The sequence below is a fragment of the Cocleimonas sp. KMM 6892 genome (genome assembly GCF_035798195.1).
In the GTDB taxonomy this organism is placed as follows: Bacteria; Pseudomonadota; Gammaproteobacteria; order Thiotrichales; family Thiotrichaceae; genus Cocleimonas; species Cocleimonas flava.
In genome coordinates this window covers 61,403-88,069 of the sequence record NZ_JAPFBV010000002.1, presented here as the reverse complement: position 1 = coordinate 88,069, position 26,667 = coordinate 61,403, and the positions used below count along the sequence as shown (strand labels likewise).

The window sequence follows — 26,667 nt, the reverse complement described above, 5'->3', positions numbered from 1 at the left end:
CATACAAGTAATAAGAGGGAAGTCAATGAGTAGCAGTCTTAATGATTCTAACTTATTATTAACTAATCGCGCTAAGCAGTTAGAAAATATAGAGTTTTTCAAAGGAATGAACATGTCAGAGCTTACAGAGCTAGCTGGCATGATGAAAGAAATTAAGTATAAGAAAAATACCATCGTCATTAATCAAGGAGACTTGAGTCGTAGTTTATTCGTCATTGTTTATGGGCGTTTAAAAGTATTTGCGACCGATGAAGAAGGCAATCAAACTATATTTACCTTTTTAAATAACGGTGATTTCTTTGGCGAACTGAGCCTGCTGGATGACGCTCCGCGCTCGGCTACGGTATATACCCTTGAAGACAGCACAGTACTTAATTTAGACCATGTTAGGTTTAAAGACTTTATTGATACGCACCCTACCGCTTGCTGGCCGCTATTTAAATCACTAACAAGCCGCATACGAACAATGGATCAAACCATCTGTTCGCTCACCTCCAGAGATATTTACGGTCGGTTGATTGAAACCTTATACAAACAAGCCGAAGAAAACGCAGACGGGGTGCTTATTACGCAAAAGCTGACCCATCAGGATTTTGCTGAAATGATAGGCTCATCTCGTGAAATGATCAGTAGAATTTTTAAAGACCTCAAAAAAGGCGGCTATATTTCCGTAGAAAGAAAACAAGTGAGTATTCTTAAGCGTTTACCGTCGCAGTGGTGAAAAATACGGCTTACAATTAAATCAAAACAGACTTTTACAGCCTTATAAACCGCTCACGACACAACGTAACACGCCATAATTCCATTCGCCATCAAGCTCTTCAAACAAGGGCTTTAATGCGCCCTCTTCCTTAGTATTCAAGAATTCTGCCGTACGTTCTATGGTCGCGATATCCTCATCATCGAGTTCCAAAACATCCCAGGACTTTAGCATTCCCGCTTCAATCACATCCGCCAAGTGCGAATAAATAGTGGATGAGCTCAAATCACGTTTTTCAGATATTTCTTGAACACTCATGCCATCGTTATGAAGCGTGAGCGTTTCATTGATGGTATCTGAAAAATTATTTCTGAACATTTTTGGCAACGGGTTATCTTTGATCACCTGCATGAACTGCTTGCCGTAACGTTCTAATTTCATTTCGCCCACACCACTAATAAACTTAAACGCATTAGCGTCTTGTGGACGTTGACGAGCCATCTCAATAAGACTGGCATCACTGAAAATCACATAAGGTGGAACCCCTTGCTCGTCTGCCAGAGAACTTCTAAGTACTCGCATTGCTTCGAACAAAGGTTCGTCCATGCTACGTAAGTCGGCTTTTGCTTTGCCTTTTTTAGTGGTGACTTTCTCAGCCTTCTTAACTTTACGTGCGAATAACTCTATTTCCCCGCGTAATAATGGTCGTGCGGCCTCGGTGAGTTCGAGCGCACCAAACTTCTCCATATTAATCGTGAGATAACCTTGCGCAATTAATTGACGATATAAGCTGCGCCATTCAATTTGCTTTAGATGCGCACCAATTCCCCAGGTGGTTACTTTATCGTGTTGATTTTGTGCAATACGATCATCAGTTTTTCCCATGAGAATATCCGTGACATAGGAAACACCAAAACGTTGTCCCGTTCGGTAAACCGTTGACAGTGCTTTTTGTGCATCTTCCGTCGCATCCCATGTTTCAGGTGGGTTTAAACAGTTATCGCAATTCCCACAGGGCTCAGGTAATTCTTCATCAAAGTATCCGAGAATGGTTTGCCGACGACAACTTGCTAGCTCACACAGTCCTAACATGGAATCGAGTTTTTGCTGGGTTATTCGCTTATAGTCATCGTTTCCAACGCTATCTTGCATCATTTGGCGCAAGGTAATCACATCTTGCAAACCATAACTCATCCAGGCATTCGCTGGAGCGCCATCACGTCCTGCACGACCGGTTTCCTGATAATACGCTTCGATATTTTTAGGCAGGCTTAGGTGGGCGACAAACCGCACATTAGGTTTATCAATTCCCATACCAAAGGCAATCGTTGCTACGATAATAATGCCTTCTTCCCGTAAAAACCGTTGTTGATTATGCGCGCGAATATTTGCACCTAAGCCGGCATGATAAGGTAAAGCGGTAACGCCTTGTTTAGTTAGCCATTCAGCGGTTGATTCTACTTTTTTACGAGATAAACAATAGACGATTCCAGCATCATTCGGATGATTTTCCTTGATGAACTTCCATAATTTATCGCGCCCGTTTTGCGCTTCTGAAATGGTGTAATTAATATTCGGTCGATCAAAGCTATTGGTATAGACCCCTGCTTCACTTAAATTCAGTTGTTGTATGATTTCGTGGCGGGTACGTTTGTCGGCGGTAGCCGTTAATGCAATTCGCGGCACATTGGGAAAGCGTTCTGGCAACACCGAAAGGCGTTGGTATTCAGGGCGAAAATCATGCCCCCATTGCGATACACAGTGCGCTTCATCAATCGCAAATAAAGAAATTTTACACCGCTCTAGCATTTGCAAGGTATGTTCACCCAACAATCGCTCAGGTGCTACATAGAGCATATCTAATTCATCATTAAACAACGCTTGCTGTACATCTCGGGCTTCTTCTGAACTCAGGGTAGAATTCAAATAAGCCGCGCGAATACCTAACTGATTCAGGGTATCAACTTGATCCTGCATCAATGCTATTAAAGGCGAAACGATTACACCGACGCCTTCGCGTGTTAACGATGGAATTTGATAACATAAGGACTTACCGCCACCGGTTGGCATCAAAACAAACGCATCGCCACCATCAATCAACTGCTGCACAATCTGTTGCTGATTGTGTCGGAATTCACTGTAACCGAATGTTTTTTGAAGGATAGATTGTGCGTTTTCTAGGGTATTTGTCATTATCAATTGAAGCTTAGTATTTGATTAACATTAAAACACACCCCCCCACTTTGGGGCACTTTTTTATTAGTTTCTGTTGCTCAAATATAGATTATATTTAATTGGCGATAGACACCAAATTATCCTGAAATAAGCTTATTTTACATTAACTTAATGAGCCTGAACTTTGAGTGGCGCTTGAAGCGGCGCATTCGGTACCAGTTGAATTCGTTCTTGTTGACTCACTTCACGCCAAACGGTGTCTTTTGAAATCACCCCTAAAATATCGCCAGTATTGAATGCTGATACGTTATTTAAAATAGGATCTAGTAAATCAGGTCCATATTGATTTTGTAATTCTTCTGAATAACCTAATAAATCAAGTACCGTGGGGAATAATGAGAACTGGTCAGTTCGATTATAATTAGTCGCTGCAGATTCCACAAAATTTGATAACAATGGCTTTTTATCCGTCATCACCATCAATGGAACGAGTCCTTCAGTAGCAGGTGCATTCTCGCCAGAAGTACAGTGCGTAGTACTGGATGGTTCAAAATATTGCCCATGATCTGACGTATAGATAATTGCTGTATCGCTTAAATCAACTTCGTTAAACAGCTTTTCAAAAAACTTATCCACGGTCCAGTAAATGGAGTTTTTATAAGTATTAATAACAGGCTCCATCGAACCATCTGCGTAGAGTTCCATTAGTCCATCCAGACCTCTGTTTTCTTCACCTGTTGGCACTGGCAGATAGATTTCTGCTGATTTGGGATAATTATCATCGTAAGGAAAATGCGCGCCATTTTTATTGGCATAGATGAAAGTAGGTTTATCACTTTGTAATTCTTCTTCCATAATTTCTAGCAAGCGATAATCCAGATCCGGACCTTCAACATTTTTAACTTTGTAGAACTTATCGATTAATTTAGCTTCTTCGGAGGTCATATAGTTTTGAAAATCGTTAGGTTTAGTCACCGTTTTTTCAGATGCTTGAGAATCTATATAGACGGTTCGAAAACCTGCTTTTTTCGCGTATTGCCAAATAGTAGGACTGGTTCTGACAGATTCAATCAGGTTATCTCTGGTTGCCCCTAAACGTAAAATCGCATTTGATCTGGCAGAACAATTACTGCCCGAAACTGCCGTCCCAAAATTGGCGATTTTATCTTGATTCTGCATAAAGCTATCTAACAACTTACCTTTACTGGTATAGACATAATCGGGATTAATGCTTTCATCAACCAGATAGACAAGGTGTTTAACTTTTGCGGCGTATTTTGGCTTATCTTCAACCGTTTTTCTTTTCGGAATTTCCTGCACTGATAATTTATATCCCACCGCAGTAGCAATAGAAATTGGTGATAACTGTTGCGGCAAACCTGCTACTGCCCTATCAGATTTTATGAAAATCAGGGCAACAAACATAAGCAATGGCACAATTGGCAACCAGGCAAATGCGGTTAATAGCGTTCTGGCTCTTCCTGTCAATTTAGGCGGTGGGTAAGCGATTATAACGAATCCAATGAATGCAACTATTCCGGCTTTAATAACAGCATGATGAAAGTGTTCAAACGCCCTGCCTGTTTCATGTCTGGCCTGCCAAAGCTCCAAAACATCAAGCACTTCTAATTCAGAACCGCCTGCAGCGTAAAAACCATAAGAAACAGCCGTTGTAGCAGCAATGACCAGCGCCCAGAATAGTCTGATTAGCGTGTTTTGCTGAAAAGTCACCAAAAGGAGAATTAAAAGCGAAAACAACCACAAAAAAGCAAACACAATAATTGTGGTGGTGTTATTCGTTTCAATTAAGTATTCAAGTCTAAAATTGAACCCTTGATTGGTAAAAAGCACAAACACTAGCAACGTGGCTACTTTTAACCAGAAACGTGCACTGTAAAAAATGGAATTAGATAAGCTCATATTCGTTTATAATTTTTAATATTGGGGTTTTATTTATACAACTGAATAATTCTAATTTGCTATTGTTTTTTAACACTATTAAACACGATAGAGTGAGCATTTCTTCGGTTAAAGCAGAATTTTATCTTAAGTCGAATTTTACAGAATTTATTCAGGATCGAATATAAAGTATTAAACAGCATCCTTTATTCCGTTTTGACATACTTCTTATCTGGTCATTATTTACACAACAAGGCTTTTAAGTCACACTGTATTTTGTAAAATTATAATAAAACCGATATGAATCATATCTCCTATCAGCAACAAGAAAGTCATACAAAAATAGAATCGAGCCTTATTGTAAAATTGGCACTATTTCTATCTCTGTTCTTCATTTTTTCTATCCCATGGGGAAATGCCGTCTGGGATGGACTGACTCGTATTTTTGGTATCATTGCTTTTGGTGCTGCTGGACTCTCTTTGCTGAGCCACGGGACACATACCCGTTACAATATTTTCCACTTTTTTGTCGCACTCTTCGGGGTTTGGCTATTATTCAGCCTTATGTGGACGCCCGACCTGCCACGTGGCGAATTTCTTGTCACAAGTACCGTCCAATTATTGATGATCGCCTTTCTCATGACATTAATTCTTGATACAAAATACAAGATGTTACTGATGTATGAAAGCTATGTTTTTGGTAATTTAGTAGGTTCGGGTATCATCATCTACAATTACCTAAACGGAATAGAATCAATATATTACCAGCGTTATGCAATACCTGTGTTAGATATTGATGGCCAATCAATCATGCTAACGTTGGCTATACCTATGGCAGCATATATCACTACACAATCCAAAAGTAAGATACTAAAAATCATTAATATTGTGGCGATTCCAACGATTATCTTTGCGGTATTTTTAACGGGTACACGAACCGCTGCCATCATTGCGATAATCGGCGTCGCTTATTGGTTGTTTACTTACCGAAATACTTCCATGAGAATCAAGATCACGTTCTTCATTCTATTCATGGTGTCACTGGTTATGGTATTTACTTTCGCCCCTGAAAAGTCATTGAATAGAATTTATAGCTCTGGTGAGTCTATTTCCAGCGGTACCTTAAACAATAGAACGGTTATCTGGAGAGCATCGATTGAGCAATGGAAACAAGCACCAATAATTGGCAATGGTGTTGGAAGCCTTCAATATGTTCTCAGCACCAAACATGTTGAATACGACAGTGCCCACAACAGTTTTATTCACATTCTCACAGAAAATGGAATTATAGGTTTGTCGATATATCTGCTGATCATTATTAGTATTATTTTCTATTCCTTACATGCGCCCCTGACAGAAAAAGCCTTTATTATTGCCACCCTCATGATGATTTTAGTCAGCCAAATAACCCAGCACACCCATTTCAGTAAGGAAACCTGGTTTGTTTTTACGATGCTGGCAATACATGGCTACCTAGAAAGTAAACGAGCCAAGGAGTAATGTTATTTCGCCATAGCGGTATTTATATACTCGCAAAATTAATCCCCGGCTTAATGGCTTTTGCTGCATTAAGTCTCTATACACATTTGCTCACACCGAGTGAATACGGGGTTTATACGCTGATATTTACTGGCACAGTGTTTATCCATAACGTTGTATTTAATTGGCTTAGCTCAGGGACTTTGCGCTATTGGTCTAATCAAGAATACAGCGACTCACAATTCATCAATACGCTTTCTACCAGTTTATTGCGAATTTCGTCTGTCGTTTTAGTTTTCGCTTTAATTGCTGCGGCCTTCTTCTGGGATAAAACTGAATCTCTTTGGGTAATAGCCTCGTTTTCATTATTAATAGCACTTGCATTATTTACCATTACGCAAAACTTGTTCAGCGCTAAAATAGAACCCGCTAGTTACGCGTTTTTAACCATCGTCTATTCCATTTGTTCGCTGACCTTGGGCGGTTTATTTTCGTATATGGGTTATGGTGCAACGGGAGTTATTTTTGGCATTGCGTTGGGAACATCAATCCCTGCACTCTTTGTTTTCAAAAGGTTGTGGCTACCCTATAAAAAAGCTGATTTTAACAAAGGTTTATTCAAGCGTTTATTAACCTATGGAATCCCTTTAGCAGCCGCTGCTTTAGTAGAAGAAATCACCAAAGTATCTGATCGTTTTATGTTGGCTGGTATTCAAGGCAAAGATCAGGCTGGGCTTTACGCAGTGGGTTATGATTTATCCGGTAATTCCATTTTGATGATTATGTCAGCGATTAATATTGCCGCTTACCCTGTCATTATCAAACTTCTGGATAACGAGGGCGTTAAAGCCGCTACCGATTATTTTAGACATTATGTGATCTTGTTATTAGGGGTATCCATTCCCGCGGTCATTGGGCTTAACCTTGTTGGGCCTAATCTGGTGCATTTATTGATAGATCTCGATTATCAAGAATCTGTAATTTTCCTGTTACCCTGGATAACTAGCGCAATTTTTCTTCTGGGATTGCAGGTTTTCTACTTTGATTTAGCCTTTCAGCTTGGGCATAAAACCATAGCGAGTGTGAAGATTGCTGTCGCTATCGCCATAATCAATATTGGTTTAAATTTCTGGCTTATTCCTATTATGGGCATTCATGGGGCGGCGATTGCGACGATCTCATCATTTGCCGTGGGCAGCCTTCTTAGCGCTTACTTTGGTCGAAAGTACTTTTCATTACCCTTCCCTGCTATCGAAACTTTTAAAATCGTTATAGCAACATTAGTTATGTGTTTATGCTTATATTGGCTGAGAGATAAAAATGGCTGGGGATGGCTATTACTTCAATTATCCATTGGAGCAGCCAGTTATTTTGTGATGATGCTGTTATTTAATATCTTAGATATTAGATCAATGATAAAGGACAGATTGGCTCGCTAACTAGCTTGAATGATCAAATGATTGAGTCGCCGAATAACTGAACAATAAAAGCCAATAGCAGGCATCATGTCTGTTAAGAACTTTTGTGCAATCGGCTCATTAACCACAAATATACCGCACTAGATATTCCTTCAGAACCATAGATCATAGCCATCACCATTATTTGATAACGAACTGCAATCAATGGATCTACTCCTGATAATATCTGCCCTGTCATCATACCAGGCAAGGACACAATACCTACTGCAAACAAAGCATTTGTGGCCGGAATCATTGCATTTGCGTAAGCCAGATTTCTCGCTTCGATTTTACTTGTACCACGATTAGTCTCTTCATAAAATCGATCCGCAGCCAGACTGATGCTATTGATACAATTAGAGAAAATCATTCCACCTAAAGGAATTAAATATTGTGGTTTATACCAAGGCGTAAATTCCAGAACCACTTGAGTGACTAATGCCAAGGTCGTCGCACCACCCGCCAGTAAAGCGATCAATACATAACCGTACTGTTGAATCCGTTGTTCTTTGACTGTCCGTAATGCAATCCACGCCGAAAGACCAATCATTCCCGCTAGAATTAACAATATTACCCAATAACTCTCTGCACTAAATATATACCCGAGAAGATAGCCAACAATAATCAATTGGCCGAGCATTCTTAAGGATGCATAAATTCCTTCTTTATAATTTAATGACCACGAAAACTGGATGAATAGAACAATAATGACGGGAATTAAGACCAGCAACAAAGAAGCGATTGGAATGGTAGATATTGTCATTGATCATATCCAGAACTAAAAAAACGCCCTATAAGTAGGGAGGTGGGTTACATTTAGCGTCGAGTTAATCTAAAAAATACTCAATGGCTTGATGCAAGAATTCTCTACCAGTATATATCAAGTTAGCATTATCGACTCTTTATCACTATTTTTACCCTACTCTTCATCTTTAAGTATAATTCAGGATAACCCTTTGCAATATTACCCTGTCTAAAGATAGCTATTTATTGACTACCTTCAGACCCTATTATTTATTAAAGATAAGTAGATGCCTTTTTTCCCATTTAAATACTTTAGCGAGAACCCACTAGGCAAAGATTATGTCGTGGGTGACCTTCATGGCATGTTCTCTCTTTTAGAGTCGCAGCTAGAAAAACTGAATTTCAATCCAGAAACAGATCGCGTTTTTTCCGTGGGAGACCTAATAGATAGAGGGCCGGAATCTTTTCGTGTAATAGAGTTTTTAGATAAACCATGGTTTTTTTCTATCAAGGGAAACCATGAGATGATGCTATTAGAATCACAACATAAAAAAACCACCTATCGCAGCTGGGTAGAAAACAACGGTGGCGATTGGTGGCAAGATATCGACATCGATACTCAATTTGAAATTCGCGACCGTATTAAAGAACTCCCCGTTGCCATCGAAATAGCCACTAACATTGGAAAAATAGGTATCGTACATGCGGATATCCCCGTAGGCGTATCATGGCAAAAACTGGTTCACGACATTCATGTAGATAACGAAATCATAGATTACTTGATGTGGTCACGTAACCGTTATAAATATATCCAACTAACCGGCGAAACAGAACGTGTAGAAGGTATAGATCTTGTCGTGATGGGACATACGCCAATACCAAAACCAATGAAGATAAGTAATTTGTATTATATTGATACCGGTGCTTCATACATAAAAGAACAAGATTTGGGACATTTAACGCTTTTGCAAATACACCCTGAACTCAAGGTCTTCGAATATCCCGAATCACTCGACTGAAATCTACCGCCTAAAACTATTTACACGAGTTAAGTGTTTAATTTTTATCAACACTAACGAAGTAGTAGCAAATAAAACGCATTCAAACGTATAATCGGCTCGTGAAATTTTCTACCTCTCTTAAAACTATTCTCTGCACTGGATTTTTTGCCTCATTTTCGGCATCCAACGCTAAAACAATAAATGCAGAAGAATTTGCGTCTTGTGTAGTGCCGCAACAAACAACATCTAGCTCCACAACATTAAAGTCATCTCAAAAATCAATTACAGATAAGCCTGTTAAGGATGCAATCTATCTTGAAGCTGATTCAGGTAGCATCAAAAAACAAGGTATTTCGACACTGAATGGCGACATTATCATTCAACAAAACACAACTGTGTTTAACGCAGATCAAGCGCAACTCAACCGTGATAACGAACAGATAAATGCGCGAGGAAATGTTGTACTTACTGATACTAATTATGAGCTTAAAAGCCCTGATATCGAGTACAACCTTAAAAGTAAAACAGGCACAATTAAAGATGCAACATACTCGGTTGGCGACAGTGGGCTAAGAGGTAAAAGCACAGAAATCAAGAAAATTGATGATAAACGCCTGCAGTTACAAGACGCTACCTTTACTAGCTGCCCAGCGAATATGGATAGCTGGCATTTGGCATCATCAGATATTATTCTGAATAATGAAACTCAAATTGGTAATGCAAAAAACGTTACATTCAACGTCGGAAAAGTACCTGTTTTTTATTTTCCGTGGCTCAGGTTTCCGATGAATGATCAGAGACTATCCGGTTTTCTTACCCCTAGTGTAAAACTGCAATCGAACGAAGGTATATCACTCCCCTATTACTTAAATTTAGCACCCAATTATGACGCCACATTTAGATTAACAACAATCAACAATACCGGTGTGCAAATTGATAATGAATTTCGTTATTTAACACAAAAAAGCAAAGGTACACTCGAATACGATTTCATTCCTGAAGATCAGTCGTACGAAGATCAAATGCGCTATTATTTTAAGGTAGATCATCAAACGAAATTCAACAAACAAACTCGCTTAAACCTCAAAGCCGAAGGTGTATCCGACGCTGACTTTTTCGATGACTTCTCATCATCACTAGAAACCAGTACACGGCCTGCTTTGCAAAGGCGCCTAGAATTTGTAACAAAAGACACGCCATGGAATGCAAGTATTGCCGTTGAAGATTATCAAGTTCTGGATAGTGATGATGACCCGTATTCTAAATTACCCGAACTAAAGCTTGGCTATACCCCTAAAAGTGGACCAAATGAGCTAAAAGTAGGTTTAGACTCAGAACTGGTCTACTTCGACAAAGCTGATGAAACAAACGGTGCAAGAGCAGATATTAAATTCACCGCATCTAAAAAATGGGGAGATGATGCCTGGTACTTTAAACCTAAGCTAAGTCTCGAACATACCATTTATTCACTAGATATCTCCGCCTCAGACGAAGAGACATATACAGACTCAAGTATTGACCGAACATTACCGACCGTTACCCTCGATGCAGGGCTGTTCTTTGACAGACAGCTAAAAAACAATAAATATACGCAAACTTTAGAACCTCGCCTTTTTTATACTTATACTCCCTATAAGGATCAGAGCGACATTCCCATTTTTGATACCGCCCTCACTAATTTTTCTGAGAGTAATCAATTATTTCTAGAAAACCGGTTTACCGGTAAAGACCGCATTGCTGATAACAATAAGCTGACGTTTGCCGTTACCTCAAGAATCCAGAACCGGGAATTGGGTAGAGAACTATTTAAAACAAGTATTGGCCAGGTGTTTAACTTTACAGATAGAAAAGTTACCCTTCCCGGGGGAACTATTTCTACTGGTACACGCTCTGATCTAGTATTGGAATTAAGTGGCAGATTAAATGATAATTTCAGGTTATCTACGACTGCCAGTGTGAATAACGAAGATAGCAGCGATTCAAGTTATTATCTGCGTTTAAACTATCAGGATGACAAAAAGCGTATTGCAAATATCAGTTTACGCAAATTAGATACCGAACTGAAACAATTAAGTTTCTCAGGTGCTTTACCTATTAACGACAAGTGGTCGATGGTTGCGAGTACTGATCAAGACCTGAAAAATAATAGAAATCTGGAATCACTTGTAGGCATTGAATATCAAGATTGCTGCTGGAAAACCAGACTAGTAGTGAAACGTTATCTGACATCAGATAATATAACCTATGACAATCCAGTCTACCTTGAATTCGAACTCAAAGGATTAGGAAATATTGGTAGAAGTGCAACAAGCCAAATTAAGGAAAATATATACGGATATGACGATTATTAACAACTTTTTAAGATCATCAAATAAATTTTTACTAGCTCTTGGCTGTGTTTTATTTGCCAATACTGGTATCGCTGCTGACAAAACGCTGGATAGCATTGCAGCGATCGTTAACAACGACGTTATTATGATCAGCGAAGTTAAAGCGGAAGCTATAAAAGCAAAGCGTTCAAACAAACAAAATGTATCTGAGCAAACATTAATCAAAGAAGCGATGGAAAAGCTTATTTTGGATAAAATTCAGGTACAGAGAGCTAAAGCAGTCGGTATTAAAATTGATGACACAGCTGTTGACCAAGCTATGCAGTCATTAGCAGAACAAAACAAACTAGACCTGCAAAAGTTTAGAATTGCTTTGATTAATGAAGGATATAACTATAAAGATTTCCGTGAAAATATTCGCGATCGTCTTTATATGAATACCTTAAGAAAAAGACAACAAGTTAGTAATAAAAGTATTTCTGAATCTGAAGTAGATGACTTGATACAGGCTGAAAGCTTTTCTTTAAACAAAGGCGTTCAGTATCGCTTCATTGATATCTTCATCCCGAATAAAAATGGCCAGGGCGTTCAGCAATTTAATGCTAATTACAATCGCGCCCAGCAATTAAGAAAACAGCTGTTAGGAAAATCCACTATTCCTAAAGCTACTCTGAGTAAAATGGGTGCATCAAGTCAGGAGCTTGGCTGGAAAGAATCGAGTACTTTGAGCCCTGTTTATATGCGTAGCTTAAGCCTTATTGGTGAAGGAGAGTTATCGCAAGTGGTTAGAGATGAAAGAGGATTTCATATTCTCAAACTGATTGAACAACGCGGTGGCAAGAGAACAGAAACCAAACAAGCCAGAGTGCGTCATATATTAGTTTCTGCTGACACTCCAAATGGAAGAATCAAAGCCATTCAAATACGTAATCGTATTCTTGCTGGAGAGAATTTTAACAAACTCGCTAAAGAAAACTCTGCTGACAAAGGCAGCGCAGAAAAAGGCGGTGAAATGCCAATGTCAAATCCGGCTATATTTGTTCCTCCTTTTGCCAAAGCCGTCAACTCTTTGCCTTTGAATACACTTAGCCAACCCGTTCAAACTAAATTTGGCTGGCATATTATTGAAGTATTAGAGCGTAAAGTCAGTGACCAGACGAGAGATGCGTTGAAAAAACAAGCTCAAACACTTATTAGCGATAAAAAACAGGAAGAAGGCTTTAAGAATTGGTTGAAAAGCTTACGTGACCAGGCATTTGTCGAATATCGTTTAAACCTATAGCTTTTACGAAGTTATAATTTACAGCCGCAACTATGCTTTTATTCATAACTTTATAAATACAAATTAACACAGCAAACTAATGTCATGAATATACCTCGTTTAGCTATCACCTCTGGAGAACCCAGTGGAATTGGTCCAGATCTAATTATTCAGCTCGCTGATACTTTATTTCCTGCAGAATTAATTGTTATTGCAGATAAGAAAATGATGCAGCAACGATCTGACCAGCTAGGTATACCTGTATCTTTTTCAGACTATAACGCTTCTTTGTCAAGAGCAGAAAATAACAAAGGGGTTATCAAGATAATTGACACCCCCTGTGCCGTACCCGTTTCTGCGGGTATTCTAAACAAAGAAAATGCTTCGTATGTTCTAGACACCTTAACAATCGCAACGAAAGGATGCCTATCTGGCGAATTTGATGCGATGGTCACTCCCCCTTTACACAAAGGTATCATCAACGAGTCTGGCGTTGCATTTACCGGTCATACGGAATTTTTGGCAGAACTAACACAAGCAGAACTTCCCGTGATGATGCTAGCTGCAGATGATTTACGAGTTGCGTTAGCCACCACGCATTTACCTTTAAAAGATGTTAGTGCAGCGATCAGTAAAGAGTCTTTAACAAAGGTCATTTCCATCTTAAACCATGACCTTATCCATAAGTTTGGCATTGAAAACCCTCATATTTTAATCTGCGGCTTGAATCCACACGCAGGTGAAGACGGTCATTTAGGTATGGAAGAAATTGATACGATTCAACCGGTCATCAAATCATTAAAAGACCAGGGAATGAATCTATCAGGTCCATTACCAGCGGATACGTTATTTACACCAAAGTATCTCGATACAGCTGATGCGGTGTTAGCGATGTTTCATGATCAGGGTTTACCGGTTTTAAAACATGTCGGTTTTGGCCACGCCATCAATATCACCCTGGGTTTACCGATAATAAGAACTTCGGTTGATCACGGTACCGCTTTAGATCTTGCAGGCACGGGAAAAGCATCCTCAGGGAGCATGGTGGCTGCAATTAATTCAGCAATTTTGCTGTCTAATGAAACTTTATCTTAAATCACCCATCAAACAAATCTTACATCTAAAAGTAAATTTCAGAGGCTAATAATAAAAAATGAACACAAGTAACCATTCAATTCGACCACCAATGCTATTCGGCTTAATAATAAGCCTTGGCATGCTTGCTGTAGCATTATTCTTCCAGTACTACATGGAATTAGAACCTTGCCCTTTATGTATCGTATCGCGAGTTATCGTTATCGTTTTAGCTGCAGTATTCTTTTTTGCATTGCTACAAGGCCCAACATCATGGGGTCGAAGAATATATGGCCTATTACTGACTTTAGTTAGCCTTGCTGGCCTTGGTGTATCAGCAAGACATACGTGGTTACAACACCTACCACCCGAAAAAGTACCAGAGTGTGGGCCAGGTTTAGAATTCTGGATGAATAACTTGCCTGCTACAGACGTAATCCAGAAGGTCTTTCATGGCTCCGGTGAATGTGCCGAAGTTTCATGGACAATGTTCGGCTTAAGTATTCCCGAATTAAGTTTAATCGTTTTTGGTTTATTCTTAATTTACAGCCTAAAACTGTTATTTAAAGGCAGATAAATACATTGTTTGTTTTCAAGCAAAACTAAGTACTTTCTATAAAAAAGTACTTAAAAATTAAGTCTAGTTTAAATGGTTATTTGAAAAAGCGATTAAGTACCCCATAATAACGACATTAACCACACAATCATTAGAGAGAACACAATGGAAGAAATAGATGTAATGGATCGAATCAAAGAGGCTGTTGAAGGAAACGAAGTTATTGTTTTCATGAAAGGCACTCCTCAGCTACCTCAATGTGGGTTCTCTAGCAGAACTGCTCAGGCATTAATGGGTTGCGGCGAAGAATTCGCTTATGTAAATGTTTTGACTGATCCAGAAATTTTTCAAAATCTACCACGCTATGCTGATTGGCCAACATTCCCACAAGTTTATATCAAAGGTGAATTAATCGGTGGTTGTGACATCACACTTGAGATGTTTGAAAAGGGTGAATTACAGACCATGATCAAAGAAGCAAAAGCAGGTGCAAAAGAAGCTTAAGCAACTGATCTGCTCAAGATCTACATAAGCAATAAATAAAAAAAGGGAACATATCGTTCCCTTTTTTTATTGTCTTAAACTGATTAAGTTTCCAAAATCTTAAATAGTATCTACGACATCATTGCCTAAGATCTTCATAACCGTTTCATCCTTTATCGAATAATAAACTCGGTTTGCATCCTTTCTGGATGAAACAATACCTTTATCTCTCAATAAGCATAAATGTTGTGATACATTACTTTGGGTAGTACCTACCGTTTTTAAAATATCCTGAACGCTCACTTCCCCTGCACCTAAAACGCATAAGATATTAAGCCGTAATGGATGAGATATGGCTTTTAAAGAACGAGATGCATCTTCTAAATTACTACCAGCAAGTATGCCACGTAGAAACTTGCATGATTCATTTTCAGGACTATGCCCAGTCCCACTATTTTTGTATATTGTCATGATACTAAGTCCGCTATATTAGTATAATGTGATATTTTAATACGCACTAAATCTCTTGTCTACTTATTTCACTATAACTAAAATTTATTCATTTTAATAATTAATGACTTACTACGTTCTAAGAACTACTCTCAGTTGCCTAAACAGGTCTTTAGAAACACTATCAGGGGTCACTATTACTGTGTAACTTTTCTTTTTGTTATCAGCGAAATTCAAAATAAGTAGATAATTAGAAACAAAGCTCTCTGCCTGTAAATCGACTGTCTTTTCTTCTTCTAAAGCATTTTTTATAAACCAGTTATTTCTTGAATCTTGATACATCATCAACACTGAATATTTAGACTTCAGCCATATATGAAGATGTAAAAAGTATAAACAAGAAAATATTATTGCCAGGAAAAGAAAAAACGAAAGCAATAAAGACACTTTTACTATGCTTATTACTACAACAATTGCGATTAAATGAGGAAGAATAATCAATAGCCATTTTTGCAAAGAAGCATGTACTGGCAAGGAGATATTCCCATTAGATGTTTTATTAATCATAGATACCATTATTATTCTAATTTATTAATACTAAGCATTCATCTATAATCCAGTAAACTCTCGCTAGATAGTATATCATCCGCCCCTACTCGAAACATGCCTCTCTTGGAGAAACCAATATGAGTCAATCAGGCCAACGTGCTTCAGAATACTCTTTAACAGAAAAAGATAACATCCTGATGGATGGATACCGGAAGAGTATCAAAGATGGCCAAATCAGAGTAGACCCAGATCAAGAAGAAGTTATCCACGAACTTCAAAATATCTATGATCAATTAATCAAAACACCCGCTCCGATAAAACCAAAAAAAACACTGGCTAGATTTTTCTCAAAATCTAAAAATGATCCAGTGCTCCACAAAATCAAAGGTTTATACCTTTGGGGTGGTGTAGGAAGAGGAAAAACTCATTTAGTGGATTTTTTCTACGACCAGCTTCCTATCGAAAATAAAATGCGCTTACATTTTCATCGCTTTATGCAGATCGTTCATGATGAAATGGGCACCCTGGACAGTATTCCTGATCCACTAGAGCAAGTCGCAAAAAGCTTTGCCAGAAGAACCAGAGTCCTCTGCCTTGATGAACTTCATGTTATTGATATAACTGATGCAATGATTCTAGGACGCTTCTTTCAATATCTATTTGATGAAGGCTTAATTTTAATCACTACCTCTAATTTCCATCCTGATAATCTATACAAAAACGGATTACAAAGAGATCGTTTCTTGCCAGCTATCGAGCTACTTAAAGAAAACACTAAAATGGTAGAAATGGGTGGTGACTATGACTACCGATCCAATGCCTTCAAAGAAATCGGTATCTACTACTTTATTAATGATCAAGGCTCAGAAGAAATTCTTGAAAAGCATTTTCATCAACTCTCTGGCATTGAATTATACGAAGACAAGAAAGACATCATCATCAATGGTCGACTTATTCCTGTGAAGAAATTCAGTCCCGATGTTGTATGGTTCGACTTCAACGACTTATGTAATGCGCCACGCTCAACAGAAGATTACACAGAGATTGCTTCGTACTTCAAAAGCATCCTGATCTCTAATATTCCCGTAATGGGATATGACCTAGATGATGCAGCAAGACGCTTTATCAATATGATCGATACTTTTTACGATATGAGAATTAATATCGTCGTTTCAGCAGAGAAAGAACCAGAAGCGTTGTATACCGCTGATAAATTAAAATTTGAGTTTGTCAGAGCCGTGAGCAGAATCAACGAAATGCAAACCGACAAATATATTACGAGTAGCAAACTTACAGATGATAAGAAGCTATAAGTAAAAAATACTCATATAAAACCATGAGTAATAAGCTATAAATATAAAGCCATAAGTAAAGAACTATAATATGGATTCAATTGCTAAATTCATAAAAGTTAAACATTTGTTCTATACTAGGTCGATTATTTGATACACCCGATTATTTAAACCAAAGGAAAAAAAATGTCTTGGGATGATCCGCGGCCAATGTCGCCACACTTACAGGTATATAAACTACCTATTACAGCTAAGTTATCTATCTTACATCGAGGCACTGGTGGAGCACTATTTTTAGGCTTAATCCTAATGATTGCTGTACTAGTCTCTGCTGCATCTGGACCTGAAAGCTGGGCTAGCATGCATTCTTTTTTATCTGGCTTCTTTGGTCAATTGATAATCTTTGGATTTACCTTTGCCCTCTATTATCACGCCTGTAACGGTGTTCGTCATTTATTCTGGGATATCGGAAAAGGGCTTGATTTAGAAAATGCTCGTAAATCAGGTATTGCCGTTCTTATTGCAAGTGTTGTACTAACCCTTCTCACTTGGCTTATAGCCGCAATAGTATAGAGGATATATAAATGAAAGATTTAAGATCACCTCTAGCAAAAGTTAAAGGCCTTGGCGCTGACGGACATGGTTCTACAGAACACTTTTGGGTACAGCGTCTAACAGCTTTAGGACTTGTGCCTTTAGTAATCTGGCTTTGCATTAGCCTGGCATTTCTACCAGAAGCAACCTATGAAACGGTTATTGCATGGTTACGATCTCCATTTAATGCAATTATGATGATCACTCTAGTCATCGTTTCACTGCAACATGCGCATCTTGGTATACAGGTAATCATCGAAGATTACGTATCAGATCATGCTAAGCGTCTTGCAGGCATCCTGGTTGTTAAATTTTTAAGCTATTTCTTAATGATCGTCGGCGTTTACTCGATCATTAAAATCACCTTGGGGGGTGTATAAGTGTCAACTCCAGATAACAAAGATATCTCAAATTATAAAGTAATTAACCACGAATACGATGTTGTTATCGTAGGCGCTGGTGGTGCAGGTTTGCGTGCAACTTTAGGTATGGCAGCAGCAGGTTTAAGCACCGCATGTATCACAAAGGTATTCCCTACTAGAAGTCACACAACTGCTGCTCAGGGTGGTATGTCAGCGGCACTAGCCAATATGGGCGAAGATAGCTGGCAATGGCATATGTATGACACAGTTAAAGGTTCTGACTGGTTAGGTGACCAGGACGCAATCGAATATATGTGTCGCGAAGCGGTCCCAGCAGTTATTGAGCTTGAGCACTACGGCGTTCCATTCTCACGTACTGCAGAAGGTAAAATCTACCAACGTCCATTCGGTGGTATGACAACTCACTTCGGCGAAGGCGTTGCAGAACGTACTTGTGCTGCAGCTGACCGTACAGGTCACGCTATTCTTCACACCCTTTACCAACAGTCTTTGAAGCACAAAGCTGAATTCTTTATCGAGTACTTTGCAACTGACTTGATTATGGAAGATGGTGTTTGTAAAGGTGTAATGGCATGGGATTTAACTACCGGTGAATTACATTGTTTCCGTGGTCATCAGGTTGTTTTAGCAACCGGTGGCTATGGTCGTGCATTCTTTTCTGCAACATCTGCGCATACTTGTACAGGAGATGGCGGCGGCATGGTATTACGTGCTGGCTTACCACTTCAGGATATGGAATTCGTTCAGTTCCACCCAACAGGCGTTTATGGCGCTGGTGTATTAATTACTGAAGGTGTTCGTGGTGAAGGTGGATACCTAACCAACTCTGAAGATGAACGTTTCATGGAGCGCTACGCGCCAAATGCAAAAGATTTAGCATCTCGTGACGTGGTATCACGTTCAATGACGATGGAAATCAATGCAGGACGAGGCGTAGGCCCTAATAAAGATCATATCTTCCTTAACCTTCAACATTTAGGTCCTGAAGTAATTGATGAGCGTCTTCCAGGTATTGCAGAAAGTGCGCGTATTTTTGCAGGCGTTGATGTGACTAAAGACCCTATTCCAGTACTTCCAACTGTTCACTACAACATGGGCGGAATTCCAACGAATTATCACGGTGAAGTAGTTACCTTAGAAGGCGATGATCCAGATAAGGTTGTTCCTGGTCTAATGGCTATCGGTGAAGCTGCTTGTGTATCTGTTCACGGTGCAAATCGTTTGGGCTCTAACTCACTGTTAGATATTATCGTATTTGGTCGTGCAGCAGCTTTACGCGCTAAAGAACTTGTTGAAAAAGATAAGCCTCATCAGCCATTAGCTGAAGGTGTTCTCGAAAACATTCTGGCTCGTTTCGATAAAACGCGTAATGCTTCAGGTTCAACTTCAACAGCAAGCATCCGTGGCGAAATGCAGCGCACTATGCAGCAGTATGCAGCTGTTTTCCGTACTGGCGAGACGATGGAAGAAGGAACCAAGAAGATGAAGCAAATCTTCGATTCTTTCGCTGATGTTGGCATCAACGACCGTGGCTTAAAGTGGAATACTGATTTACTCGAAACACTCGAATTAGAAAACCTCTTAACACAAGCGATGGTCACTATCGAAGGTGCATTAAATCGTAAAGAAAGTCGTGGCGGTCATGCACGTGAAGACTTCCCTGATCGTAATGACGACGAGTGGATGAAGCATACATTGGCCTGGGTAGATGAGGCTGGCAAAGTCAAGTTCGATTACAGACCTGTGCATATGTACACACTTAGCGATGACATCGATGTTATTCCACCAAAGAAACGCGTTTACTAGGATACTTACCCATGGCTGAATTTAAATTACCTGCTAATTCTATTGTTATGACTGGTAAAACAGTTAAAGCGCCTGCAGGTGCAACTAACATAAAGAAATTTATTGTTTATAGATACGATCCAGATACAGGCGAAAATCCACATACAGACACTTATGAGGTCGATATGGACAACTGTGGCCCAATGGTTCTTGATGGTTTATTAAAAATCAAAGACGAAATGGACTCAACCGTTGCACTACGTCGCTCTTGTCGTGAAGGTATCTGTGGTTCTTGTTCAATGAATATCGATGGCAGAAACACCTTAGCGTGTACAAAAGCTATCGACGATATTGAAGGTGACGTGAAGATCTACCCTCTTCCACATCAACCTGTGATCAAAGATCTTGTTTCTGACTTGACTAACTTCTACGCCCAATACGCATCGGTTAAACCTTGGATGAGTACTGACGCAGCGGTTCCACCTGATAGAGAAAGATTACAATCTAAAGAAGACCGTGAAAAGCTAGATGGTCTCTACGAATGTATTCTATGTGCCTGTTGTTCAACCAGTTGCCCAAGTTACTGGTGGAATAGTGACCGTTACCTAGGTCCTGCTGCACTACTGAACTCATATCGCTGGATTGCTGATTCACGTGATGAGAACACCGGTGAGCGTCTGGATGAGTTAGAAGACACATTCAAACTATACCGTTGTCACACAATCATGAGTTGTACTGACTCTTGCCCGAAAGGCTTGAATCCTGCTAAATCAATTGCAGAAATCAAACGCCTAATGGTTAAACGTAAGTCTTAGACTTATTAAGTCTAAAGTCGACTGATGAAAGATACACCCGAGTATTCAAAGCTACGCTGGCATTGCCGGCGTGGCGTTAAAGAACTCGATGTGGTTTTCTGTGAATTTCTCGAAAACCACTATCCAACCGCGGACGAAGAAACCCAACGGGGATTCAAAGAACTACTGGATATAGAAGACCCTATTCTGTTATCACTCCTGATGAATTATCACACCACAGATAACGAATTGCACAATCGTATAATGGTCAAACTCAGGGATTTATTCTAATTCCGCCTGAGTAGAGCCAAAGTAGCACCGCAGCACCATAGAGAACACATCAACAAAAAAGTGCCCGTAAGTGGGGAGGTGGCTTATCTATTTCTTCATGCTGTCTATGTTATCTTTATATTTAGTTATATCCCATAATATTCCTTATATTCTCACCCTACCTTTAAAAAACACGTTATAGATCAATACCCATAGTAACGAGTCATGTAACAATGAATGACACAAACTAATGGAAGGATTTCTAATGCGAGTTTCTTACATTGTTATTCCCTTATTGATCGGCGCAGGCTTTTACGGCTGGTACTGGAAGCAAACCCACCCTGATATTATTCCCGTTTCAGTGATTGCTGTTGAAAAAGGAAACGTTGAAGCAACCGTGGCCAATACTCGTGCAGGTACTATAAAAGCATGCCGCAGAGCCAAACTATCCCCTTCAACTGGCGGCCAGATTAGCGAATTACCTTACGCCGAAGGTGATTTTGTTAAAAAAGACACAATGCTTTTAAAAATCTGGAGTCTGGATTTACAAGCTGAAGTTGAACACATTAAAAAGAATATCATCGCCAGTGAAGATACTGCTGAAGCCACCTGTTTACAGGCAAACATGGCACAACGCACGGCAGATCGTGAGTTACGCTTATTGCGCTCCAGATCAATCTCGCAGGAAGAATACGACCTAAAATACACCGAATACTTAGTCAATAAAGCCTCTTGTAAGGCGGCAAAAGCCAATATCGATTCTGTTAAAGCCAGCCTGCTTGTCGCTCAGGAACAATTAAAACGCACTGTTTTATATGCGCCCTTTGACGGTGTTATTGCAAAAATTAACGGTGAGCTAAATGAGTATGTAACACCCTCCCCGATTGGTATTCAGACACCGCCGGTGATTGATCTCATAGAACCTGGTTGTTTTCTAGTCAGTGTTCCCGTCGATGAGGTAGATGCACCCAAAATCAAAATTGGCATGCCAGCCCGAATTACATTAGATGCATGGCGCGGCCAAATATTTAAGGCAAATGTTTCTCGCATTGGCTCTTATGTGACCGATACCGAGAAACAGGCACGCACGGTTGAAATCGAATTAAGCTTTCAAGATAAAACCCAGCTTGATGATTTATTAGTCGGTTATAGCGCTGACGCAGACATCATTCTACAAACCAACAAAAACGTGTTGCGCATCCCTAGTGAGACATTAGTTGATGATTCCCACGTATTACTGTTTAACCCAGAGAGCAAGCTTCTAGAAAAAATTACCGTAAAAAAAGGTCTCAGTAACTGGAGCTTTACAGAAATAAGAGAAGGCTTAAAAACGGGAGATCAATTAGTCACATCTGTCGGCACAACTGGCGTTAAAGAAGGTGTCCTGGTCAAAGTTGTAAACGAAAAGTCAGAGAAAAATAGCAATAAGACAGATAACAAGAATGATTAAACTCCAGGATATCTGCCGTTTTTTTAAGGTCGGAGATGAAACGGTACATGCGCTAGATAAAGTCACGCTGGATATCTCGCGTGGTGATTATATAAGCATTATGGGCGCATCCGGATCGGGCAAATCAACCCTACTTAATATGCTAGGCCTGTTAGACATGCCAAACTCTGGCAGTTACCAATTTGAAGGTAAGGAACTCACGACCTTAACCGAAGAAAAAAGAGCGACTTTTAGACGCGAAAACGTTGGTTTTATCTTTCAATCTTTTCATCTGATTCCTCGCCTGACTGCAGCAGGTAACCTCGAACTCCCTCTAATGCTGATGGGTATGGCTCCGAAAGAACGCCACACCAAAGTAAAAGATGCATTAGCAAATATTGGACTAGCTGATCGTGCCAATCATTTACCTAAACAGTTATCTGGCGGGCAACAACAACGCGTGGCAATTGCACGTGCCATGATACTCAAACCCCCTTTATTATTAGCCGATGAACCAACTGGCAATCTTGATACCCACTCCGGCAATGATGTTGTCAAAATACTGGAAGAATTAAACGCCTCTGGCATTACCTTAATCGTAGTCACGCATGACTTGGAATTGGGGGAACGTGCTACCCGCAAAATCAAAATGCTGGATGGAAAGATCATAGAAGATGTGACATCTGAAAAACCAATATGAGAATTCTGGATACATTAGGCTTTGGTAAAATCGCATTAACAGCGAACCCAACGCGTACACTGCTGATATTACTCGCAATGTCTATTGGCGTAGCGTCAGTTATCATTTTAACCTCCTTAGGTGAAGGTGCACGTAAATATGTCTCTGCCCAATTTGAAACCCTAGGTTCAGAGTTACTTTTCATACTTCCGGGTAAAAGAGAAACAACCGGCGGTCTACCTCCCCTATTAGGAACGTCTCCCAAAGATTTAACTATTGAAGATGCGTTATCACTAAAGCGCAGCCGTGCTATCGCCTATGTCGCACCAGTAATTTTAGGCGCTGCGCCGGTGTCCTTTGCATCCAGAGAACGAGAAGTCGTTATTTTTGGCAGCAGTAGCGATCTTAAAGCCGCGCTTGATTTACCTTTGGCAGCAGGTCATTTCTTACCCGACGATGATCCAAGAAATGCGGCATCAATTTGTATTATCGGAAACAAACTCAAAAAGGAGCTTTTTGATAATAAAAAAGCCATAGGTGAATGGTTAAGAATCGGAGAACGTCGTTTTCGGGTGATTGGCGAACTCAGTGCGAAAGGCCAATCTGTTGGTATGGATTTAAGTGATACTGCCATCATCCCTGTAGCAAGTGCTGAAATTCTTTTTAATAAAGCCTCACTCAGTCGCATGATTGTTAAAGCACGAGGCAAAGAATCACTGGATAAAGCCGAAGCAGATATTTTAAGAACGATCAAACAACGCCACGATGGTGATGAGGACATCACCATTCTACGACAGGATTCCTTATTACAAACGTTTGATGGGGTTTTGCAAACACTGACCTGGGCGCTGGCAGGTATTGCAGCTATCAGCCTTATTGTTGCCGGAATCCTGATCATGAATGTCATGCTGGTTTCAGTGAGCCAGAGAAAATCCGAGATTGGCTTACTGAAAGCGCTGGGAGCCCCTACGCGTCAAGTGCTCACCCTATTTCTGAGTGAGGCTTTGATGCTATCCATAGCCGGAGGAATTATTGGCGTATTTATTGGCCTTGCCGGCGCAAAAATGATTGCCTACTTTATCCCAAATTTCCCCGTGCAAACGCCACTGTGGGCAATTGCAGCTTCACTCATCGTTACCATTATTACGGGACTGATATTTGGCAGCATACCCGCCAGCAAAGCGGCAAAACTGAATCCCGTGTTAGCCCTGTCGGATAAATAGTTATTAGAATGCGTATCACAGACTACTCACTACTCGCATTATCTAGCCTCAAATACAGCCGTTTGCGTACCTATTTGACGGCTCTTGGTATTGCCGTTGGTATTGCTGCTGTTGTCCTGTTAACAGCATTAGGCGGTGGCGCACAACATTATATGATGGGTCAATTCAGTCAGTTTGGGGCAAATATAATATCGGTTGCACCCGGTAAAACCACGACAGCAGGTATTTCCGGAGCCATTCTAAGCAATGTTCGCCCATTAACCATTGAAGATGCAGAAAGCTTGCATAGACTCCCAAATATCATTACTTCAGTTCCAGCAATACAGGGAAACCTGCCAATAGAACGCGGCAATCGAACACGCTGGACGAGCGTCTTAGGTATTAATCACGAAGTACCTGACACATGGGCTATGGAAGTCGGGCAAGGACGCTTTTTACCCAATGAACCTGCCGAACAAGCGCGTAATTTTGTGGTGATTGGCGACACCATAAGAAGAGAACTGTTTCCTTACACCAAACCACTGGGTGAATTTCTCCGCATAGGAGGTGAACGCTACAGAGTTATCGGCGTGATGAAAAAGAAAGGTCAGGTGCTAGGTTTGGATATGGACGATATTGTCTACATACCCGTATACAGAGCGCTTTCATTGTATAACCGCGATAGCCTGATGGAGATCGACCTGCGCTATACCGAAGGATACGATGAAGCGCAAATCATCAATAATATCAAACAACGGCTAATTGAAAGACACGGTAGTGAAGATTTCACCATCACTTCGCAAGACGACATTATCGGCACACTCGGCTCCATATTAGGGATTTTGACCGCGGTAGTCGCAGGGCTTGGCAGCATTTCTCTGTTTGTCGGTGGTGTCGGCATTTTCACCATCATGAGTATTGCAGTAAATGAACGAATAAAAGAGATTGGTTTACTCCGCGCGCTTGGCGCTTCCCGCAGACAGGTGACTTTACTGTTTCTGTTTGAAGCTGCAGTCCTATCCGGTTTAGGTGGAATTTTCGGTATGCTGTCGGGTTTTGGCATTGCGTGGTTACTGCACTATGTGATTCCCGCCCTACCCATTAATATTCAATGGGATTATGTCATCATGGCAGAAATTATTGCGATAGTAACGGGAATGATCGCTGGTCTGGTTCCGGCGACACGAGCTGCAAAAATGGAACCCGTTGACGCCTTACGCAGTGAGTAATAGTTTAAAAAACCCCTCATAAGTAGGGGGGTGCCTTTATAAACGTCTATTAACTCTAATTTAAAAAGAACCGAGTAATTTAGGATTTTTTCATCGCGACAAATCTGGGCATTGCTTCAATCTTAGCAAGCCATGCTTTAATATTTGGATAAGACTCTAAACTGATATCCCCTTCAGGCGCATGAGCGACATAGGTATAGCAAGCGATATCCGCAATTGTGATTTCATCTCCGATTAAAAAATCTTGTTGGCTTAGGGTGTTGTTGATCATTCCCAACAACGCATGGGTCTTTTTCTCTACAGCCTCAAAATCAATTTCAACCTTATACAAATTACTAAATCTTGCGGCAGCCGGGCCAGAAGCTAACTCGCCTGCGGCGATAGATAACCAGCGTTGTGTTCTTGCAGCTTGCTCTGCGGACTCGGGCAACCATGCATGACCATCGTTGTATTTTTTAACCAGATAGACCAGTATCGCGTTCGAATCAGCTAACTTAACACCATTATCATCAATGACTGGAACCTGACCAAATGGACTTGTTTCTAAATAATCATCTGGGCGATTACTACCATCGCGATTTAATTCGATAATCTCATAAGGTAAATCCAGCAGAGACAACATTAACTGCACTCTATGACAATGCCCTGATGCCTCAAAACGATAGAATTTAATGGGATTATTGCTTTCTGGAAAATGGCTATTCATATTGATTACCTGTCAATTAGATTCTTGACTATAGCTTACTGTATATAAATATTTATACACCCCCCTACTTATAGGGACTTTTTTAGATTATATGTTTTCAACAGAATTGGAAATTTGTACTTATTTTTTGTAATTATTTATTCGTA

Annotated in this window: 25 protein-coding genes; 19 read left to right on the top strand and 6 right to left on the bottom strand. The window is 40.0% G+C overall.

The genetic code is table 11. The features are described from left to right. Positions 1 to 25 precede the first annotated feature (25 nt). Positions 26 to 721, top strand: a complete 696-nt coding sequence (locus OO007_RS05990; RefSeq protein WP_131905647.1) for a Crp/Fnr family transcriptional regulator — start codon at positions 26 to 28, stop codon at positions 719 to 721. Positions 722 to 763: 42 nt separating this feature from the next. Here the strand turns inward: OO007_RS05990 and recQ are convergent, their stop codons facing one another. Together recQ and OO007_RS05980 are read right to left on the bottom strand one after the other, a co-directional pair. Next, the gene (gene recQ / locus OO007_RS05985) at positions 764 to 2,893 is read right to left on the bottom strand and encodes a DNA helicase RecQ (protein WP_325808120.1); all 2,130 of its coding nucleotides are present in this window, start codon (positions 2,891 to 2,893) and stop codon (positions 764 to 766) included. Positions 2,894 to 3,043: 150 nt separating this feature from the next. Further along, a complete protein-coding gene (locus OO007_RS05980) occupies positions 3,044 to 4,795 on the bottom strand; it encodes a sulfatase-like hydrolase/transferase (RefSeq protein ID WP_325808119.1) in 1,752 nt (583 codons plus the stop codon). Between the two features lie 279 nt (positions 4,796 to 5,074). On the opposite strand from OO007_RS05980, the gene OO007_RS05975 reads away from it, so the two are divergent. Continuing rightward, on the top strand, positions 5,075 to 6,274 hold the full coding sequence (locus tag OO007_RS05975; RefSeq protein WP_325808118.1) for an O-antigen ligase family protein: 1,200 nt from the start codon (positions 5,075 to 5,077) through the stop codon (positions 6,272 to 6,274). Beyond that, a complete protein-coding gene (locus tag OO007_RS05970) occupies positions 6,274 to 7,692 on the top strand; it encodes an oligosaccharide flippase family protein (protein ID WP_325808117.1) in 1,419 nt (472 codons plus the stop codon). Before OO007_RS05975 ends, OO007_RS05970 begins: the two co-directional genes overlap by 1 nt. A 73-nt stretch (positions 7,693 to 7,765) precedes the next feature. Here the strand turns inward: OO007_RS05970 and OO007_RS05965 are convergent, their stop codons facing one another. Continuing rightward, complete coding sequence (locus OO007_RS05965; protein WP_325808116.1) at positions 7,766 to 8,473, bottom strand: ABC transporter permease; 708 nt, start codon at positions 8,471 to 8,473, stop codon at positions 7,766 to 7,768. 268 nt (positions 8,474 to 8,741) lie between these two features. On the opposite strand from OO007_RS05965, the gene OO007_RS05960 reads away from it, so the two are divergent. The 6 genes from OO007_RS05960 (at position 8,742) to grxD (ending at position 15,180) form a co-directional block, all read left to right on the top strand. Further along, positions 8,742 to 9,473, top strand: coding sequence for a metallophosphoesterase (locus tag OO007_RS05960; protein ID WP_325808115.1), 732 nt, complete (start codon positions 8,742 to 8,744; stop codon positions 9,471 to 9,473). A 101-nt stretch (positions 9,474 to 9,574) separates the two neighbouring features. Continuing rightward, positions 9,575 to 11,806, top strand: coding sequence for an LPS-assembly protein LptD (locus OO007_RS05955; protein WP_325808114.1), 2,232 nt, complete (start codon positions 9,575 to 9,577; stop codon positions 11,804 to 11,806). Next, positions 11,793 to 13,067: a peptidylprolyl isomerase gene (locus OO007_RS05950; RefSeq protein WP_325808113.1), complete on the top strand. Its 1,275-nt coding sequence runs from the start codon at positions 11,793 to 11,795 to the stop codon at positions 13,065 to 13,067. The genes OO007_RS05955 and OO007_RS05950 overlap by 14 nt, the downstream gene beginning before the upstream one ends. Before the next feature lie 84 nt (positions 13,068 to 13,151). Next, positions 13,152 to 14,141, top strand: a complete 990-nt coding sequence (gene pdxA, locus OO007_RS05945) for a 4-hydroxythreonine-4-phosphate dehydrogenase PdxA (protein ID WP_325808112.1) — start codon at positions 13,152 to 13,154, stop codon at positions 14,139 to 14,141. Between the two features lie 58 nt (positions 14,142 to 14,199). Further along, entirely contained in the window at positions 14,200 to 14,697 is a 498-nt protein-coding gene (locus tag OO007_RS05940; protein WP_207907029.1) for a disulfide bond formation protein B, read from the top strand. 153 nt (positions 14,698 to 14,850) lie between these two features. Beyond that, complete coding sequence (grxD, locus tag OO007_RS05935) at positions 14,851 to 15,180, top strand: Grx4 family monothiol glutaredoxin (protein ID WP_131906165.1); 330 nt, start codon at positions 14,851 to 14,853, stop codon at positions 15,178 to 15,180. A gap of 99 nt (positions 15,181 to 15,279) precedes the next feature. Here grxD and OO007_RS05930 read toward each other — a convergent pair whose 3' ends face one another. Together OO007_RS05930 and OO007_RS05925 are read right to left on the bottom strand one after the other, a co-directional pair. Continuing rightward, positions 15,280 to 15,630: an ArsR/SmtB family transcription factor gene (locus tag OO007_RS05930; protein ID WP_325808111.1), complete on the bottom strand. Its 351-nt coding sequence runs from the start codon at positions 15,628 to 15,630 to the stop codon at positions 15,280 to 15,282. Between the two features lie 111 nt (positions 15,631 to 15,741). Next, complete coding sequence (locus tag OO007_RS05925; protein WP_325808110.1) at positions 15,742 to 16,176, bottom strand: protein YgfX; 435 nt, start codon at positions 16,174 to 16,176, stop codon at positions 15,742 to 15,744. Between the two features lie 119 nt (positions 16,177 to 16,295). Between OO007_RS05925 and zapE the strand changes: the two genes are divergently transcribed. From zapE to OO007_RS05875, 10 genes are all read left to right on the top strand, one after another. Continuing rightward, positions 16,296 to 17,471, top strand: a complete 1,176-nt coding sequence (gene zapE / locus OO007_RS05920) for a cell division protein ZapE (RefSeq protein ID WP_131905658.1) — start codon at positions 16,296 to 16,298, stop codon at positions 17,469 to 17,471. A 165-nt stretch (positions 17,472 to 17,636) separates the two neighbouring features. Continuing rightward, a complete protein-coding gene (gene sdhC, locus OO007_RS05915) occupies positions 17,637 to 18,023 on the top strand; it encodes a succinate dehydrogenase, cytochrome b556 subunit (RefSeq protein ID WP_131905659.1) in 387 nt (128 codons plus the stop codon). An 11-nt stretch (positions 18,024 to 18,034) separates the two neighbouring features. Further along, positions 18,035 to 18,424, top strand: a complete 390-nt coding sequence (gene sdhD, locus OO007_RS05910; RefSeq protein WP_131905660.1) for a succinate dehydrogenase, hydrophobic membrane anchor protein — start codon at positions 18,035 to 18,037, stop codon at positions 18,422 to 18,424. A gap of 24 nt (positions 18,425 to 18,448) precedes the next feature. Then, entirely contained in the window at positions 18,449 to 20,233 is a 1,785-nt protein-coding gene (gene sdhA, locus OO007_RS05905) for a succinate dehydrogenase flavoprotein subunit (protein WP_131906166.1), read from the top strand. 47 nt (positions 20,234 to 20,280) lie between these two features. Beyond that, the gene (locus OO007_RS05900) at positions 20,281 to 21,027 is read left to right on the top strand and encodes a succinate dehydrogenase iron-sulfur subunit (RefSeq protein ID WP_279388042.1); all 747 of its coding nucleotides are present in this window, start codon (positions 20,281 to 20,283) and stop codon (positions 21,025 to 21,027) included. Between the two features lie 24 nt (positions 21,028 to 21,051). Then, complete coding sequence (locus OO007_RS05895) at positions 21,052 to 21,297, top strand: FAD assembly factor SdhE (RefSeq protein ID WP_325808109.1); 246 nt, start codon at positions 21,052 to 21,054, stop codon at positions 21,295 to 21,297. A 244-nt stretch (positions 21,298 to 21,541) separates the two neighbouring features. After that, on the top strand, positions 21,542 to 22,726 hold the full coding sequence (locus OO007_RS05890) for an efflux RND transporter periplasmic adaptor subunit (RefSeq protein ID WP_325808108.1): 1,185 nt from the start codon (positions 21,542 to 21,544) through the stop codon (positions 22,724 to 22,726). Further along, positions 22,719 to 23,405, top strand: coding sequence for an ABC transporter ATP-binding protein (locus OO007_RS05885; RefSeq protein ID WP_325808107.1), 687 nt, complete (start codon positions 22,719 to 22,721; stop codon positions 23,403 to 23,405). Before OO007_RS05890 ends, OO007_RS05885 begins: the two co-directional genes overlap by 8 nt. After that, complete coding sequence (locus tag OO007_RS05880; RefSeq protein ID WP_325808106.1) at positions 23,402 to 24,607, top strand: ABC transporter permease; 1,206 nt, start codon at positions 23,402 to 23,404, stop codon at positions 24,605 to 24,607. The genes OO007_RS05885 and OO007_RS05880 overlap by 4 nt, the downstream gene beginning before the upstream one ends. A gap of 8 nt (positions 24,608 to 24,615) precedes the next feature. Next, positions 24,616 to 25,815, top strand: a complete 1,200-nt coding sequence (locus tag OO007_RS05875) for an ABC transporter permease (RefSeq protein ID WP_325808105.1) — start codon at positions 24,616 to 24,618, stop codon at positions 25,813 to 25,815. 79 nt (positions 25,816 to 25,894) lie between these two features. Here the strand turns inward: OO007_RS05875 and OO007_RS05870 are convergent, their stop codons facing one another. Further along, positions 25,895 to 26,521, bottom strand: coding sequence for a glutathione S-transferase family protein (locus OO007_RS05870; RefSeq protein ID WP_325808104.1), 627 nt, complete (start codon positions 26,519 to 26,521; stop codon positions 25,895 to 25,897). Between the last annotated feature and the right edge of the window lie 146 nt (positions 26,522 to 26,667).